The organism is Mesorhizobium sp. P3_A8 (assembly GCF_056402995.1).
Genome location: NZ_JBFUGI010000013.1, coordinates 158,149 through 171,765, shown reverse-complemented (window position 1 = coordinate 171,765; position 13,617 = coordinate 158,149). Strand labels below are relative to the sequence as shown.

Sequence of the window (13,617 nt, the reverse complement as noted above, 5' to 3'; positions counted from 1 at the left end):
ATGAAGAGCAAATTCGCCCACGGATGTCCGAACGGCAATATCCCGCCGCCGCTTTTGGCATGATCCAGTGACAGGGATGGGTGGCGGGCGGAAATCGGCAGGGATCAGCCGACCGTCGATTTCAGGAATGTCAGCGCAACCGCCGTCAGCGCATCACCATCTTCGCCGAAATCACGGTTGATCGACATATGCGTGTAGGCGCTGCCGTCGAACAGCGTGACCTTCGTGCCAGTGGCCCGCAGACGTTCTGCAAAGGCCTTCGAATCCTCGCCACGGCCAGAAGCCCCGGAATAGGCGATGAAAGTCGGCGGATGCTTGCGGCCGCCGACATAGCTGGCCGGCGAAAGTGCCGCCCATTGCGAGGGATCGGAAAAGACCCGGGCATAGGCCCGGACCATGCCGCCATTCTTCTCAAGCGCCGCCAGGTCATAGGCCCTGGTATCGTCGAGCAGCAGCCCGGCGACACCAGGCAATCCGCCACGCATGCCAGTCAGCGCGATCAGGTGGCAACCGGCCGAATGGCCCATGCCGACAATGCGCTTGGGGTCGCCGCCATGCCCGGCGATGTTGGCCCTGACATAGGCATAGGCCTTTTCGACGTCACCGGCTTGGGTGGCGACATCGGCCTCCGGCAGCATGCGGTAATCGATCGAAACGAAACAGAAGCCGTTGGCGAGCAGGAAAGCCGGCTTGGCGCCCACCTGGCTGCGCTTGCCAAACTCCCAGGCCCCGCCATGGACGAAAAACACCACGGGTAGGTTTTTCGCGCCATCAGGCGCGTAGATATCGAGCTTGGCCGGGCCGTAGTCGAAGGTTTTGGGAGATGGCGACGATTGGCGCGCAAAAGTCTTCGCCGGCAGAAGAGCCGCCATCGAAGCCAGAAGCAGGGTTCGCCGATCGATCATCATTTTTCTCCTGGCTGCCCGGCGCAAAATGCACCGGGACGCCACGAAGTTCCAATGAAGGATTGGTAACGTAGCCTACAGTGATGTCACGTGACCGGCCTGATCCTCAACCGGGCGATCCGGTTCTTGTCGCGCTTCATGACGATGAAGCGCTTGCCGTGGAAGGTGAAAGCCTGCTTCTCATCGGGGATCGACTGGGCCTCGTGGATGACGAGGCCGGCAATGGTGGTCGCTTCCTCATCCGGCAGGTTCCAGTCGAGCGCCCGGTTCAGGTCGCGGATCGGCACATTGCCGTCGACGACGACGGAGCCGTCGGCCTCCTGCTTGACGCCCTGTATATCGACATCATGCTCATCGGCGATTTCGCCGACGATCTCCTCGATGATGTCCTCCAGCGTCACCAGCCCTTCGACCTCGCCATACTCGTCGACGACGACGGCGAAATGCGCCTTGCGCCGCAAGAAGGCGTTGAGCTGCTCCTGCAAGGTCGTGGTGTCGGGCACGAACCAGGGTTTCGAGGCGATCTTCATCACGTCGATCCTGGAAAAGTCATTGCCGACTTCGTTCAACGCACGCAGCAGATCCTTGGCGTGCAGCACGCCGACAATGTTGTCGAGCGAGCCCTTCCACAGCGGCATGCGGGTGTGCGGGCTCTGCAGGATCTCGCGCACCACCGCTTCCGGCGCATTGTCGGCATTGACCGAGCGCATGTTGGTGCGGTGGACCATGATGTCGGAGACTTCAAGCTCTTCGAGGTCGAACAGGCCGCCAATGCGGTCGCGGTCCTCGCGCACCACCTGGCCGTCGCGGCGGAAATCGTCGACCGCGCCGCGCAACTCGTCCTGGCTCGAACGCTGCGGCTCGATGCGCGACAGCTCGTAGCCGAACATGGCAAGCAGGCGTGTGCGCACGGCAACGACCAGCAGGATGAGGATGGCAAGAACGGCAACGACGGTCCAGCCATTGTCCATCTCAGCCGGCTTTCCCGTTGGCTGGGTGGTTTTCCCTCAAGAACGACAGCACTTCCGAGGCCGGCACGTCCTTGGCAACAAAAGCCTGGCCGATGCCACGCGTCAGGATGAAGGTCAGCGCGCCGCGCGACACCTTCTTGTCCTGGGTGATGAAGGAAAGCAGCGCCTCGGCATCGGGCAAATCGCCAGGAATATCGGCCATCCGCCAGGGCAGGCCGACGGCGCGCAGATGCGTCTCGACACGTGCCGCGTCGTCGGGGCTGGCGAGGTTGAGCCGCGAGGAGAACCGGTGCGCCAGCGCCATGCCGATGGCCACCCCTTCGCCATGGACGAGCCGGGTTCCATCATACTGCGTGGCGGCTTCGAGCGCGTGGCCGAATGTGTGGCCAAGGTTGAGCAGCGCCCGGTCGCCGGTCTCGAACTCATCGCGGGCGACGACATCGGCCTTGGCGCGGCAGGCTTCGGCAATGGCCTCTCCCCTCTCCGGCCCGCCGGCGAAGACTTTTTCCCAGTTCGCTTCCAGCCAGGCGAAGAATTCCGGCCGGTCGATCAGCCCGTATTTGGCGAGTTCGGCATAGCCGGCGCGGAATTCGCGGATCGGCAGCGTGTCGAGCACTTGCGTGTCGGCCAACACCAGCTTGGGCTGCAGGAAGACGCCGACAAGGTTCTTGCCGCGCGGGCTGTTGATGCCGGTCTTGCCGCCGACGGAGGAATCGACCTGCGCCAGCAGCGAGGTCGGAACCTGCACGAAATTCATGCCGCGGCGCACGATGCCAGCGGCAAAACCGGTGAGATCGCCGATGACGCCACCGCCCAGCGCGATGACGACATCGCCGCGCTCCAGCCTGGCGGCCAGAATTCCGTCGACCACTGCCTCGAGATGGGCGAAGCTCTTGGTCTTCTCGCCTGGTGGCATCGTGATGACGGTGGGCTGGATACCACCCTTCTCAAGCCCGGCCTTCAGCGTATCGAGATGCGCGGCGGCGACATTCTCGTCGGTGATGACAGCGGCGCGCGTGCCGGGCAGACGGCGCGAAATCTCCTCACCGGCGCGCGACAAAAGGCCGGAGCCGATCAATATGTCGTAGGCACGGTCGCCAAGCCCGACTTCGACGGTGACGGGCTGATCCGCGCTCACGATTCGACCTCGCCCGTCGCTGCGATTTCATCGATGCCGAAATGCCGGCACAGTGCGTCCAGCACCTCGGCGGCGATGACTTCCTTGCGGTCGTCGCGGGTCGGCACGGTGACATCGGAAGTCGCGTAGACCGGATAGCGCTCGCCCATCAGCCGCTCCAGCACGGCGCGAGGATCGGCGCTTTTCAGCAGTGGCCGGTTCTGCTTCTTCGAAACCCGGTCCATCAGAAGGTCGAGTTCGGCCTTCAGCCACACCGACACGCCATGCGCGGCAATAGCCTCGCGCGTCTGCGCGTTCATGAAAGCGCCACCGCCGGTCGACAGCACCTGCGGGCCGTTCTCCAGCACGCGCAGGATGACGCGCTGCTCCAGCGCCCTGAACTCGGTCTCGCCATAGCGCTCGAACAGCTCGGGCACGGTCATGCGCGAGACGCTCTCGATCTCCTGGTCGCTGTCGATGAAGGGTAGCGAAAGCATCGTCGCCACCTTGCGGCCGATCGCCGTCTTGCCGGCGCCCATCAGGCCGACAAAGACAATGGACCGGCTGCCCAGCCGGCCAAGCAGCGCGGCATGGGTCTCGCCTGGAGGATTTGCCTGGTGAGCGTTCATCAGCTGTTTCTTGGGCCCTCTTTGCCGGCGTATCGACATGAAAAGCCGGTTTGCGTCAAGCGTGCCGAGCACGGGCAAGCGTATATCGGCCGGGGGATGGCTGCATCAGAAGTTGCTAACAGGCCTCCGCTTCTTCCTTGAATTGGCCGGATTGGCGTCCCATAAGGGCACAGGGTTTGGAAACGCAGAACAAGAAGACGGGCGAAAATTGATGCCGACACTGTTTCGCTTTGTCGTGACCCTCGCGATTCTGGCCGGCATTGCTTATGGTACGATGTTCGCACTGGTGATGTTCGTCGAGCCGAAAAAGGCGGAGATGAGCGTGCGTATCCCGCCGGAAAAGCTGAATCCCAAGAAGAACTGATCCTCAAGGATGAACAGCGCCGCCCGCATCGAGGCCTTCCTGGAAATGATGAGCGCCGAGCGGGGTGCTGCCGAGAACACGCTGTCCTCCTACCGCCGCGACCTCGAAGACGCTTCGAGCGAGATCGGTGGCGGGCTCGCTGGTGCCGCCGCCGCCGATATCCGCGCCTACCTCGACGACATCGCCGCGCGCGGCTTCGCGCCGACCTCGCAGGCGCGCAAACTGTCGGCGATCCGCCAGTTCTTCAAATTCCTCTACGCCGAGGGCCTGCGCGCGGATGACCCGACCGGCACGCTGGACAGCCCGAAAAAGGGCCGCCCGCTGCCCAAGACGATGAGTGAGGCCGACACCGGCCGGCTGATCGACCGCGCCGCGCAGGAAGCCGGCGACGCCGGGCTCGGTCACGCCGACCGGCTGGCCGCCCTTCGCCTGCATGCGCTGGTCGAGGTGCTCTACGCCACGGGCCTTCGCGTTTCCGAGTTGGTCGGCCTGCCGGTGACGGTGGCGCAGCGCGACGACCGTTTCTTCATGGTGCGCGGCAAGGGCGACAAGGAGCGCATGGTGCCGCTATCGGCCAAGGCGCGCATAGCGATGAAGACCTGGCTTGCCGCTCGGGCCAAGGTGCCTGCCTTCGCCGACAGCCCGTTCCTGTTTCCGGCCGCATCGGACAGCGGCTATCTCTCGCGCCAGGTCTTCGCCCGTGACCTGAAAGGGCTGGCGGCGCGCGCCGGCATCGCCTCAGCGAAGATATCGCCGCACGTGCTGCGCCATGCTTTCGCCAGCCATCTCCTGCAGAACGGCGCCGATCTCAGGGCCGTTCAGCAGCTGCTTGGCCATGCCGACATATCGACGACACAGATTTACACCCATGTGCTGGAGGAGCGGCTGGTGCGGCTGGTCAACGATCATCATCCGCTTGCCGACTAGGCCTCATATCGCTATGTGAGGACGACATTTCACCGCCCGGAACCTTCGTTTCAACGGTTCCGCAGTCCTTGCCTTCCGACGCATCGGTCCGCTCAAGCATGTACAACTACCTGGATTTCGAAAAGCCGGTGCAGGATCTTGAGCTCAAGATCCTCGAGCTCAAGAAGCTTGCCGAGAACGGCGAGGCGGTCGATGTCGCCGATGAGATCGCCAGGCTCGAGAAGCGTTCCCACGACGCGCTGCGCGAACTCTACAAGGCGCTGACGCCGTGGCAGAAGGTACAGGTGGCGCGCCATTCCGACAGGCCGCACTGCGTCGACTACATCAGGGGCCTGTTCACCGATTTCACGCCGCTCGCCGGCGACCGCAATTTCGGCGAGGACCAGGCGATCGTTGGCGGTTTTGCCCGCTTTCGCGGCGAGCCTATCGCGATCATCGGCCAGGAAAAGGGTTCGGACACGACGAGCCGCCTGAGACACAATTTTGGTTCCGTGCGCCCCGAAGGCTACCGCAAGGCGGTGCGTTTGATGGAGCTTGCCGACCGTTTCAAGATCCCGCTTCTGACCTTGGTCGACACCGCTGGCGCCTATCCCGGCGTCAGTGCTGAAGAACGTGGCCAAGCCGAAGCCATCGCGCGCTCGACCTCAGCTTGCCTTGGCCTGAAAGTGCCGTCGATCTCGGTGGTCATCGGCGAAGGCGGTTCGGGCGGCGCCATCGCCATCGCCACCGCCAACCGCGTCTACATGCTCGAACATGCCATCTATTCGGTGATTTCGCCTGAGGGGGCGGCCTCGATCCTGTGGCGAGACACCACCCGCTTGAAGGATGCGGCGACCAATATGAAGATCACCGCGCAGGATCTTCTGCAATTGAAGATCATCGACGCCATCATTCCCGAGCCGATGGGCGGCGCCCAGCGTGGCCCCGAAACGGTTATTGCCGCGACCGGCGACCTCATCGCCAAGACGATGAAGGAATTTGCCGGCGCCAACACCGATTTTCGCGAGCAGCGCCGCGAGAAATATCTGGCGATGGGCCGCAGCCTCTGACGCCCTCCGATGGCGGAACAAGGCCATCGGAAGCCCTGCGCCCACAGCAATGTGGCGGCAATGAGCAATTTCGCCACAAAAATGCCGCCGCATTCGGGTCAATGAAAGTGCCGCGAAGGGTTAGCCGAGGCTTGCGGTAAGGAATTTTCAAGGTTAACGGGCTTACGGTCCGTCAGTGTTCAGCATGCGGGCTCGGCCGTTTCGAAGCCATTGGCCCGAGGGAAAAGACATAGCCGTATCCATGTTTGCCAAGCTCGCCCGTACCGGAGTCGTCGCCGCCTCGATAGCCATTGCCGGCTGCAATGATTCGTCGATGAAGGACTTTGCCCCGGAGGCCAACAAGCCGCTGCCGGACAAGATCCTCGCCGACATGAAGGCCAAGGGCATGATCCGCACCTCGTCGGTGATGGCGCGCATCTTCAAGGAAGAGGGCAAGCTCGAAATCTGGAAGGCCAAGACCAACGGCCGCTACGACATGGTGGCGAGCTACGACATCTGCAAATGGTCGGGCAAGCTCGGACCCAAATACACCGAAGGCGACCGCCAGGCGCCTGAAGGCTTCTACACGGTCCGTCCGGCGCAGATGAATCCGCGCTCGAACTACCATCTGTCCTTCAACATCGGCTTTCCCAACGCCTATGATAAGGCCAACGGCCGCACCGGCCAGAACCTGATGGTGCACGGCGCCTGTTCGTCGTCAGGCTGCTATTCGATGACCGATGCGCAGATCGAGCAGATCTATGCCTTCGGCCGCGACGCCTTCCAGGGCGGGCAGACCGAATTCCAGGTCGAGGCCTTTCCGTTCCGCATGACTGCCGCCAACATGGCGCGCTATCGCAGCGACCCGAACTACGAGTTCTGGAAGATGCTGAAGGTCGGCTACGACAATTTCGAGATCACCAAGGTGCCGCCGAAGGTGGACGTCTGCGAAAAGCGGTACGTCTTCAACCAGGTCGCCGCCGACGGCCAGACATTCGATCCGACCGGAGCGTGCCCCGCGACCACGCAGCCGGATTCGCTGAAGAGCGCCTACAACGCCTATCAGAGCACCTACGACGCGGATTTCAACGGCGCACTCAAGGCCAGCGTACCGCCGCCCAAGCCGACCATTGCCGGCGTCAAGGAAGCCAGCATCGTTTCGGACTGGTCGAAGCGCCGGGCGCGCGGCGAGCGCGTGCCGATCGATCCGCCGTCGCTCAATTCCAACGGCACGGTGACCGAGACGGCGCGCATGGGCCGCATCGACTCGCCGGCTGGCCGCAAGATGGCTGCACTCGACGCAGAGAAAGCCGCCAAGCAGAAGGCCGAGGAGCAGCGGCTGGCCGCCATAGAGGCCGCCAAACAGGCCAAGGAAGCTGCCAAGGCACAGGCGCTGGCCGAAAAGGAAGCGGCCAAGGCGCAAGCCGTGGCTGCAAAGGAAGCGGCCAAGGCCGCCAAGGAAGCCCCCGTCGCCACCGCCACCATCGCGGCCCCCACCGAGGCAGCGCCGGAAACCGAAACGCAAGCTGCAAGCGCCGATGAGAGCCGGGTGACGAAGCTGAAGAACAAGCTGCTCGGCATGTTCGGCGGCTGAGCCGAGTCTTGGCCGCGGATACCGCTATCTATGACCTCAAGGGCCTGAACTGCCCGCTTCCCGTGCTCAAGGCGAAAAAGCGCCTGGCGGGAATGCGGCCAGGCAGCCGGCTGTGGCTCGAAACCACCGACCCGCTGGCGGTCATCGACATTCCGGCATTCTGTGCTGACAGCGGCCATCATCTGGTAGAAACGTCAGCCGTTTCCGGTGGTCATCGCTTTCTGGTCGAACGCGGCGAGACTGTCTGAATTTCGATCTGAACTGCTATCTTCCGGCAATCGCCAGCGGATTGTTTTCCAGCGCCGCGCGGTCGGGCGTGTCGATCGACGGCCGGTTGGTGAAGGCCGCAAACAGCCGGCGCACATAGTCTTCCGGCATATCGAGTGTGATCAGCACCAGCCTTGTGCCGCGCTGGCCGTCAGGCCAGGCCGGCAGCCTTGCCGGTGGATGCAGGATCTTCTGCACGCCGTGGATAACCAGCGGCCGCGACGGATCTTCCTGCAACTCAATAACGCCCTTCATGCGCAGCAGCTTCTCGCCATGCGTCGAACGCAACAGGTCGAGGAACATTTCTATAGCCGAAAACGGCACCGGACCATCATGGATCAGCGAATAGGAGCGCACGCGCTGATCGTGTCGGTGGCCATGATCATGATTGTGGTCGTGGTTATGCGCGTGGTCATGGCCTTGATGGTGATGGTCGTGATCGTGCGCCGCCTCCTCGCCGAGCCAGCGCCGCACGTCGGCGGATTTGGTGGCGGGATTGTAGAGGCCGCAATCAAACAGATCAGCTACGCCTGTTTTTGAGTTGCCGGCATCGAGCAGTTCGGCACCCGGATTGATCCGCCGCAGGCGCGCCCGCAGTGTGTCGAGATCGCCGGCATCGGTCACCATGTCGGCCTTGCTCAGCACGATGCGGTCGGCGACGGCGACCTGTTTGACCGCCTCGACATGGGCATCGAGCGTGGCATTGCCATTGACCGCGTCGACCAGCGTGATGACGCCGTCGAGCCGGAAAGCCTGGACAAGTGCCGGATGCGCCATGATCGACTGCAGCACCGGCGCCGGGTCGGCAAGCCCCGTGGTTTCGACGATGACGCGGGCAAGCCTGGCGATACGGCCGGTCTGCAACCGGTCGACCAGGTCGGCCAGCGTGTCGACCAGTTCGCCGCGCACCGTGCAGCACAGGCAGCCATCCGAAAGCTGAATGATGCCATCGGAAGCCTGCTCGACCAGCAGATGGTCGATCGCCACCTCGCCGAACTCGTTGATAATCACCGCCGTGTCGGCCAGCGCCGGGTCTTTCAGGAGCCGGTTGAGCAATGTCGTTTTGCCGGCGCCGAGGAAGCCGGTCAGCACCGAAACGGGGATAGGAAAGCCGCTCATCAGGTTAGTTCGCCACCTTGGCCGGCTGGTCGCCTTGCGCGGCGGAACCGGCAATGGCCGCACCAGCGCCGGTCGGTGCCGGCCGATCGGGCCGCCAGCTTGGGATCGGCACATCGGCATAGTCCTGCCCACCCTGGTCGAGCATCGCCTTCGGTGCCGGACCGGTGGCGCCGCCGAGGCCGACGGCAACCAGCGTCGGCACATGGTCGAGCTTTTCCTGATAGGGCGACTTCGGCACATCCTTGGGAGCCTCGGCGGGCGGTGCTTCCGACTGTTCCTCCTTTGTCTTCTTCTTGCAGATCTCGTCATGCATGTCGTTGGGCGAGACCGTGTCGCCGTAAGGCGCCAGCGTTGCGATGGTGGCGGTGCCGGCGGCCGGCGTGTCGAAGCCCTGGTCGAGCAATTTTGCCGCAGCCTCGGCGCGGCTGACCGCCGACTTCTCACCAAGCACGACCGCAACCAGCGTGCGGCCGTTGCGGGTCGCCGAGCCGATCATGTTGAAGCCCGAAGGGCAGACGAAGCCCGTCTTCATACCGTCGGCGCCGGGATAACGACCGATCAGGAGATTGTAGTTCGGGATTTCCTTCTTGCCGACCGCAAGGCCCTCGATCGAGAACCATGGCGCATATTGCGGAAACTCGCGGCGGATCGCCATCACCAGAACCGAGAGGTCGCGCGCCGTGGTGTACTGGTCCGGCGAATAGAGCCCATTCGGGTTGACGAAATGGGTGCCGTTCATGCCGAGCCGGGCAGCTTCGGCGTTCATCCTTTCGGCGAAGGCGGCTTGCGAGCCGCCGACATTCTCGCCGACCGCCATGGCGATGTCATTGGCCGATTTGACCAGCATCATCTTCAGTGCATTGTCGAGCCGCATCACCGAGCCCGGCTTGAAACCCATCTTGCTTGGCGGCTCGCCGGCGGAATGCTTCGTCACCTTGATCGGCGAATCGAGCTGGACTTCACCGGCCGCGATCGCCCGGAAGGTCACATAGGCGGTCATCAGCTTGCTCAGCGAGGCTGGATACCAGCGCTTGAACGCATCCTGATGCTGCAGAATCTGGCCATTCTTCAGGTCGAAGACAACCACCGGATTGGCCAGCACCGATCCGGCCACGACCGACAGCATGATTGCGCCAGCCGAGAATAGTTTGAGGAAATGCCTGTGCCGCATGATCGAATCCGAAATCGCCTCTTGCCCTGATTGCCTCTGGCTCCGTAAGATTTCGTTACGTGACCGCCAGCATAATGAGTCCGACCCTCAAAAACGGACCGCATCGGTGCGGTGCTATTTACCCTATGTGACGCCAACATGGCAAAGTGCCTGACAATCACAATTCCAAAACCCCGGCACAATTGCAGTACACCAGGCTGAAGCCGGCTGCTCCAACGACGAAATGGAACCATCATGCCAATCCTGAACCGCGCCGCTGAAATGCAGGACGAAGTCGCCGGCTGGCGCCGGCATCTGCACCAGACACCGGAATTGAACTTCGACGTCTTCAAGACGGCGGCTTTCGTCACCGAAAAGCTGAAAGAGTTCGGTTGCGACGACGTGGTCACCGGCCTCGGCAAGACTGGCGTCGTCGGCATCATTCGCGGCCGCCAGGGCGAAGGCGCCACCATCGGCCTGCGCGCCGACATGGATGCGCTGCCGCTCAACGAAATCACCGGCAAGTCCTACGCCTCGACCGTTCCCGGCAAGATGCACGCCTGCGGCCATGACGGCCACACGGCGATGCTGCTGGGTGCAGCCAAATACCTCGCCGAGACGCGCAATTTCACCGGCTCGGTGGCGGTGATCTTCCAGCCGGCGGAAGAAGGCGGCGGCGGCGGCAACGAGATGGTCAAGGACGGCATGATGGAGCGCTTCGACATCGCAAAAGTGTTCGGCATGCACAACATGCCGGGCCTGCCTGTCGGCCAGTTCGCCATCCGCCCGGGCCCGATCATGGCGGCGACGGCCGAATTCACCATCACCGTGAAAGGCAGGGGCGGCCATGCCGCGATGCCGCACGGCACGATCGACCCGATCGTCATCACCAGCCAGCTGGTCGGCGCGTTGCAGACCATCGCCTCGCGCAGCACCGACCCGGTCGAGGCGGTGGTGGTGTCGGTGACCAAGTTCCATGCCGGCGACGCCTACAACATCATTCCCGAATCGGCCGAGATCGCCGGCACCGTGCGCACCTTGCGCAAGGAGATCGCCAAGAAATCCGAAGAGCGCATCCGCACCATCTGCGACGGCCTGGCGACCGCGTTCGGCGCCAAGATCGAGGTCGACTACCAGGCAAATTACCCCGTGACCTTCAACCACGCCGAAGAGACGGTGTTTGCCAGCGATGTCGCCGCGAACGTCGCCGGCGACGCCCACGTCCACCGCGAGATCCAGCCGGTGATGGGCGGCGAGGATTTCTCCTACATGCTGGAGGCCCGCCCCGGGGCCTTCATCTTCATCGGCAATGGCGACACCGCCGGTCTCCACAACCCGAACTATGACTTCAACGACGAGGCCATCCCGCACGGCATGAGCTACTGGGTGAAACTGGCGGAAACCGCGCTCGCCGCCTGACGAGCGCCGCACAAAAGGCTGGCCGATTGCGTGCGGCCGGCCTCTTGGCGAAACGATCCGAAGCGGCTATGTGTCGGGCCGCGTGGTCCCGTAGCTCAGTAGGATAGAGCGGCAGATTCCTAATCTGTAGGTCACAGGTTCGATTCCTGTCGGGATCACCATGCATATTCTGTTGACCACTCTCGCCGCTTGGCGGTGACGCCGACATCCTCCACAAGCCAGTTCGGGAAGCCGCGCCAGCCGTCCGATGTCGGGCAGCGAGGGCCTTCAGACTTCAATGACCAATTCTTCACCCGGTATAGCGCCTTGAGTGCCAATGGCGGCGCGAGGCCCTGGCACCAAAGCCCGGGCTCGTATGTTTTCGAGCCGCCATCCGAAGTGATCGGAAGCCGGCGACCGCGAGAAAGCATTGAGGCTTTATTATCGTACCAAATAAAACCTGGTAATTGACATCAGGCGCGCATCGTATGTATCAATATGCTCATACAACTATAATTTTGAATTCCCGTGCATGGCGTCGATCCTTGTCTGTCATCTGTTGAAGGAGACGTTGATGGATGCGTCGACGCTCGACAATTCATTGTAGAGAAGTTCACCGTCCTCTCGGAGGCGGAAAGCTGCTCTAACTCTTTGTTCTGACGCAATTCTTGGCGGAAAATCATTTCACGCTCTTCCCCGAATTGCTCTGAACCACGCCTTTGGACAATGGAGCAGAAAACACTTTCAACATAGCCGGGGGGCAGAATATGTGGAAATCTCTAAAGGCCTATCGAAGGACAATCCTGGCGGCCGGCGCGATGGCGTTTGCCGCGATACTGAGCTTCACCTCTCCGGCGGTGGTCGCCGATGCGCCCGAGCCGCTCCATCCGCTCGACGTGTCGATCCTGTTTCCGGCGCCGAAAGACGCGGCCGACCTTGCCAATTTCATTTCCGTTGCGGACCTGATCGGCGCCGGCGGCGTGCCGTTGGTTCCCGAGCCGCTATTCCAGCGGTTTCTCGCGATCGCGGCCGGTGATGCCAGCAAGATCGCCCTCGCTGACGGACAATCGGTGCAGATCGGTCTCCCGGACGGAGTCGAGAACATCAAGAACTGGTTCGTCGCCGGCATCCGCGTCGATGTCGGCGCGCCTGGCCTGTCGAAGAACGTCATGGCGGCGTTCGGCCAGATCCCACAGGTCCGCTTGATCCTGCAACCCGTGACGATTGAGGGCAGCGCGGTCAAGATCCACGACCGCGCCGCTCACATGATCTTCAGTTTTATAGGGGGAATACCGCAACAGGAGACTTGCGCAGTTCAGATGATACCTAAGGTCGATCCCGACCTCACTGCTTTTCGACTGACGCTCGCCGACTTCGCGTCGTTGCGCGACGATCTGGCCAAAGGCAGCTTTGGCGCCACGCCGATCTCCACGCAGGGTCTTCTCGATGTGCATCCCGCGCTCGCGGACGCCAAGGCGAGGAAGCCTTTCCGCGATCGTCTGGTGGCAATCCTGGACAAGGACCTTTCGGTAAAAAAACTCGGTTCCATGGCAGCGATGGGATTGCCGAAATCCGCTGCCGCCCCGTGGATTTTCGTCGCCATGAAGATACAGTCCAACCCAAAGATCGCCGACTTCGGGAAATTGATCGCGGTTCCAAACCCGGCCCTTGATGGCAAGGCAACAGCCGAATTGGTGCGTTTTTTCGGAGGCGGAGACAAAGTGGTCCCCGCTCCCGTCTCCAACAATTTGAGCGAGACGATGACGACTTGCTTTCAACCGCCAAGCGATCGCAAGGGCGTTTCCACGGCGACGTTGCTCAAAGCGACGGGAAGCGAGCAGGACACGATAACCCTGGCCGATATCATCGCCGACCCGTCGAAGAGCCATTTCTTCAACACCGATTGTGTCAGCTGCCATACCGAAACCCGACTGCTGAGGAGCAACTCTCCGACGACCAAGATCGAAGGCGTATCGGAGGCTGTGCTGCCGAAGGACCAATGGAACGTGCGCAACTTCGGTTGGGGGCTTGAGGCCGACGGCCTGAGGCCGACGATCACCCGGCGCACCGCAACCGAAACCGACGAGGTGGTGAAGGCTGCAAACGAGTTGCTGCAAACGCCGTAATCCGCAAGCCGGGAGATTGCGC

At 62.5% G+C, this 13,617-nt stretch carries 13 protein-coding genes and 1 tRNA gene; 8 read left to right on the top strand and 6 right to left on the bottom strand.

Annotated features, from left to right (window positions below):
• Positions 1 to 104: 104 nt before the first annotated feature.
• From AC1DX4_RS27605 to AC1DX4_RS27590, 4 genes are all read right to left on the bottom strand, one after another.
• The gene (locus AC1DX4_RS27605) at positions 105 to 905 is read right to left on the bottom strand and encodes an alpha/beta hydrolase (RefSeq protein ID WP_477223314.1); all 801 of its coding nucleotides are present in this window, start codon (positions 903 to 905) and stop codon (positions 105 to 107) included.
• An 86-nt stretch (positions 906 to 991) separates the two neighbouring features.
• Entirely contained in the window at positions 992 to 1,876 is an 885-nt protein-coding gene (locus tag AC1DX4_RS27600) for an HlyC/CorC family transporter (protein WP_477223313.1), read from the bottom strand.
• A 1-nt stretch (position 1,877) separates the two neighbouring features.
• Positions 1,878 to 3,014 (bottom strand): 3-dehydroquinate synthase, encoded by a 1,137-nt coding sequence (gene aroB, locus AC1DX4_RS27595; RefSeq protein ID WP_477223312.1) that lies wholly within the window; start codon positions 3,012 to 3,014, stop codon positions 1,878 to 1,880.
• Positions 3,011 to 3,622, bottom strand: coding sequence for a shikimate kinase (locus AC1DX4_RS27590; protein WP_477223311.1), 612 nt, complete (start codon positions 3,620 to 3,622; stop codon positions 3,011 to 3,013). Before AC1DX4_RS27590 ends, aroB begins: the two co-directional genes overlap by 4 nt.
• A gap of 211 nt (positions 3,623 to 3,833) precedes the next feature.
• On the opposite strand from AC1DX4_RS27590, the gene AC1DX4_RS27585 reads away from it, so the two are divergent.
• The 5 genes from AC1DX4_RS27585 to AC1DX4_RS27565 all read left to right on the top strand — a co-directional run bounded on the left by AC1DX4_RS27585 (position 3,834) and on the right by AC1DX4_RS27565 (position 7,783).
• Positions 3,834 to 3,986, top strand: coding sequence for a hypothetical protein (locus AC1DX4_RS27585; RefSeq protein WP_015315495.1), 153 nt, complete (start codon positions 3,834 to 3,836; stop codon positions 3,984 to 3,986).
• 9 nt (positions 3,987 to 3,995) lie between these two features.
• Positions 3,996 to 4,913 carry a site-specific tyrosine recombinase XerD gene (locus tag AC1DX4_RS27580; RefSeq protein WP_477223310.1) on the top strand — a complete coding sequence of 306 codons (918 nt, stop codon included), beginning with the start codon at positions 3,996 to 3,998 and terminating at the stop codon, positions 4,911 to 4,913.
• Between the two features lie 98 nt (positions 4,914 to 5,011).
• Positions 5,012 to 5,962 carry an acetyl-CoA carboxylase carboxyltransferase subunit alpha gene (locus AC1DX4_RS27575; protein WP_477223309.1) on the top strand — a complete coding sequence of 317 codons (951 nt, stop codon included), beginning with the start codon at positions 5,012 to 5,014 and terminating at the stop codon, positions 5,960 to 5,962.
• A gap of 241 nt (positions 5,963 to 6,203) precedes the next feature.
• Positions 6,204 to 7,535, top strand: coding sequence for a L,D-transpeptidase family protein (locus tag AC1DX4_RS27570; protein ID WP_477223308.1), 1,332 nt, complete (start codon positions 6,204 to 6,206; stop codon positions 7,533 to 7,535).
• An 8-nt stretch (positions 7,536 to 7,543) separates the two neighbouring features.
• On the top strand, positions 7,544 to 7,783 hold the full coding sequence (locus tag AC1DX4_RS27565) for a sulfurtransferase TusA family protein (RefSeq protein WP_477223307.1): 240 nt from the start codon (positions 7,544 to 7,546) through the stop codon (positions 7,781 to 7,783).
• Between the two features lie 16 nt (positions 7,784 to 7,799).
• Here the strand turns inward: AC1DX4_RS27565 and AC1DX4_RS27560 are convergent, their stop codons facing one another.
• A complete protein-coding gene (locus AC1DX4_RS27560) occupies positions 7,800 to 8,921 on the bottom strand; it encodes a CobW family GTP-binding protein (protein WP_477223306.1) in 1,122 nt (373 codons plus the stop codon).
• Between the two features lie 4 nt (positions 8,922 to 8,925).
• Positions 8,926 to 10,092, bottom strand: a complete 1,167-nt coding sequence (locus AC1DX4_RS27555) for a D-alanyl-D-alanine carboxypeptidase family protein (RefSeq protein ID WP_477223305.1) — start codon at positions 10,090 to 10,092, stop codon at positions 8,926 to 8,928.
• A gap of 234 nt (positions 10,093 to 10,326) precedes the next feature.
• On the opposite strand from AC1DX4_RS27555, the gene AC1DX4_RS27550 reads away from it, so the two are divergent.
• The 3 genes from AC1DX4_RS27550 to AC1DX4_RS27540 all read left to right on the top strand — a co-directional run bounded on the left by AC1DX4_RS27550 (position 10,327) and on the right by AC1DX4_RS27540 (position 13,595).
• On the top strand, positions 10,327 to 11,490 hold the full coding sequence (locus AC1DX4_RS27550) for a M20 aminoacylase family protein (protein ID WP_477223304.1): 1,164 nt from the start codon (positions 10,327 to 10,329) through the stop codon (positions 11,488 to 11,490).
• A gap of 84 nt (positions 11,491 to 11,574) precedes the next feature.
• Positions 11,575 to 11,651: transfer RNA gene (locus tag AC1DX4_RS27545), tRNA-Arg, on the top strand.
• 675 nt (positions 11,652 to 12,326) lie between these two features.
• Positions 12,327 to 13,595 (top strand): hypothetical protein, encoded by a 1,269-nt coding sequence (locus AC1DX4_RS27540; RefSeq protein WP_477223303.1) that lies wholly within the window; start codon positions 12,327 to 12,329, stop codon positions 13,593 to 13,595.
• Positions 13,596 to 13,617: the final 22 nt, after the last annotated feature.

Coding starts and splice junctions, on each gene's coding strand:
- AC1DX4_RS27605 (WP_477223314.1), bottom strand. CDS start 905: ATGATCGATCGGCGAACCCTGCTTCTGGCTTCGATGGCGGCTCTTCTG.
- AC1DX4_RS27600 (WP_477223313.1), bottom strand. CDS start 1,876: ATGGACAATGGCTGGACCGTCGTTGCCGTTCTTGCCATCCTCATCCTG.
- AC1DX4_RS27590 (WP_477223311.1), bottom strand. CDS start 3,622: ATGAACGCTCACCAGGCAAATCCTCCAGGCGAGACCCATGCCGCGCTG.
- AC1DX4_RS27585 (WP_015315495.1), top strand. CDS start 3,834: ATGCCGACACTGTTTCGCTTTGTCGTGACCCTCGCGATTCTGGCCGGC.
- AC1DX4_RS27580 (WP_477223310.1), top strand. CDS start 3,996: ATGAACAGCGCCGCCCGCATCGAGGCCTTCCTGGAAATGATGAGCGCC.
- AC1DX4_RS27575 (WP_477223309.1), top strand. CDS start 5,012: ATGTACAACTACCTGGATTTCGAAAAGCCGGTGCAGGATCTTGAGCTC.
- AC1DX4_RS27570 (WP_477223308.1), top strand. CDS start 6,204: ATGTTTGCCAAGCTCGCCCGTACCGGAGTCGTCGCCGCCTCGATAGCC.
- AC1DX4_RS27560 (WP_477223306.1), bottom strand. CDS start 8,921: ATGAGCGGCTTTCCTATCCCCGTTTCGGTGCTGACCGGCTTCCTCGGC.
- AC1DX4_RS27555 (WP_477223305.1), bottom strand. CDS start 10,092: ATGCGGCACAGGCATTTCCTCAAACTATTCTCGGCTGGCGCAATCATG.
- AC1DX4_RS27550 (WP_477223304.1), top strand. CDS start 10,327: ATGCCAATCCTGAACCGCGCCGCTGAAATGCAGGACGAAGTCGCCGGC.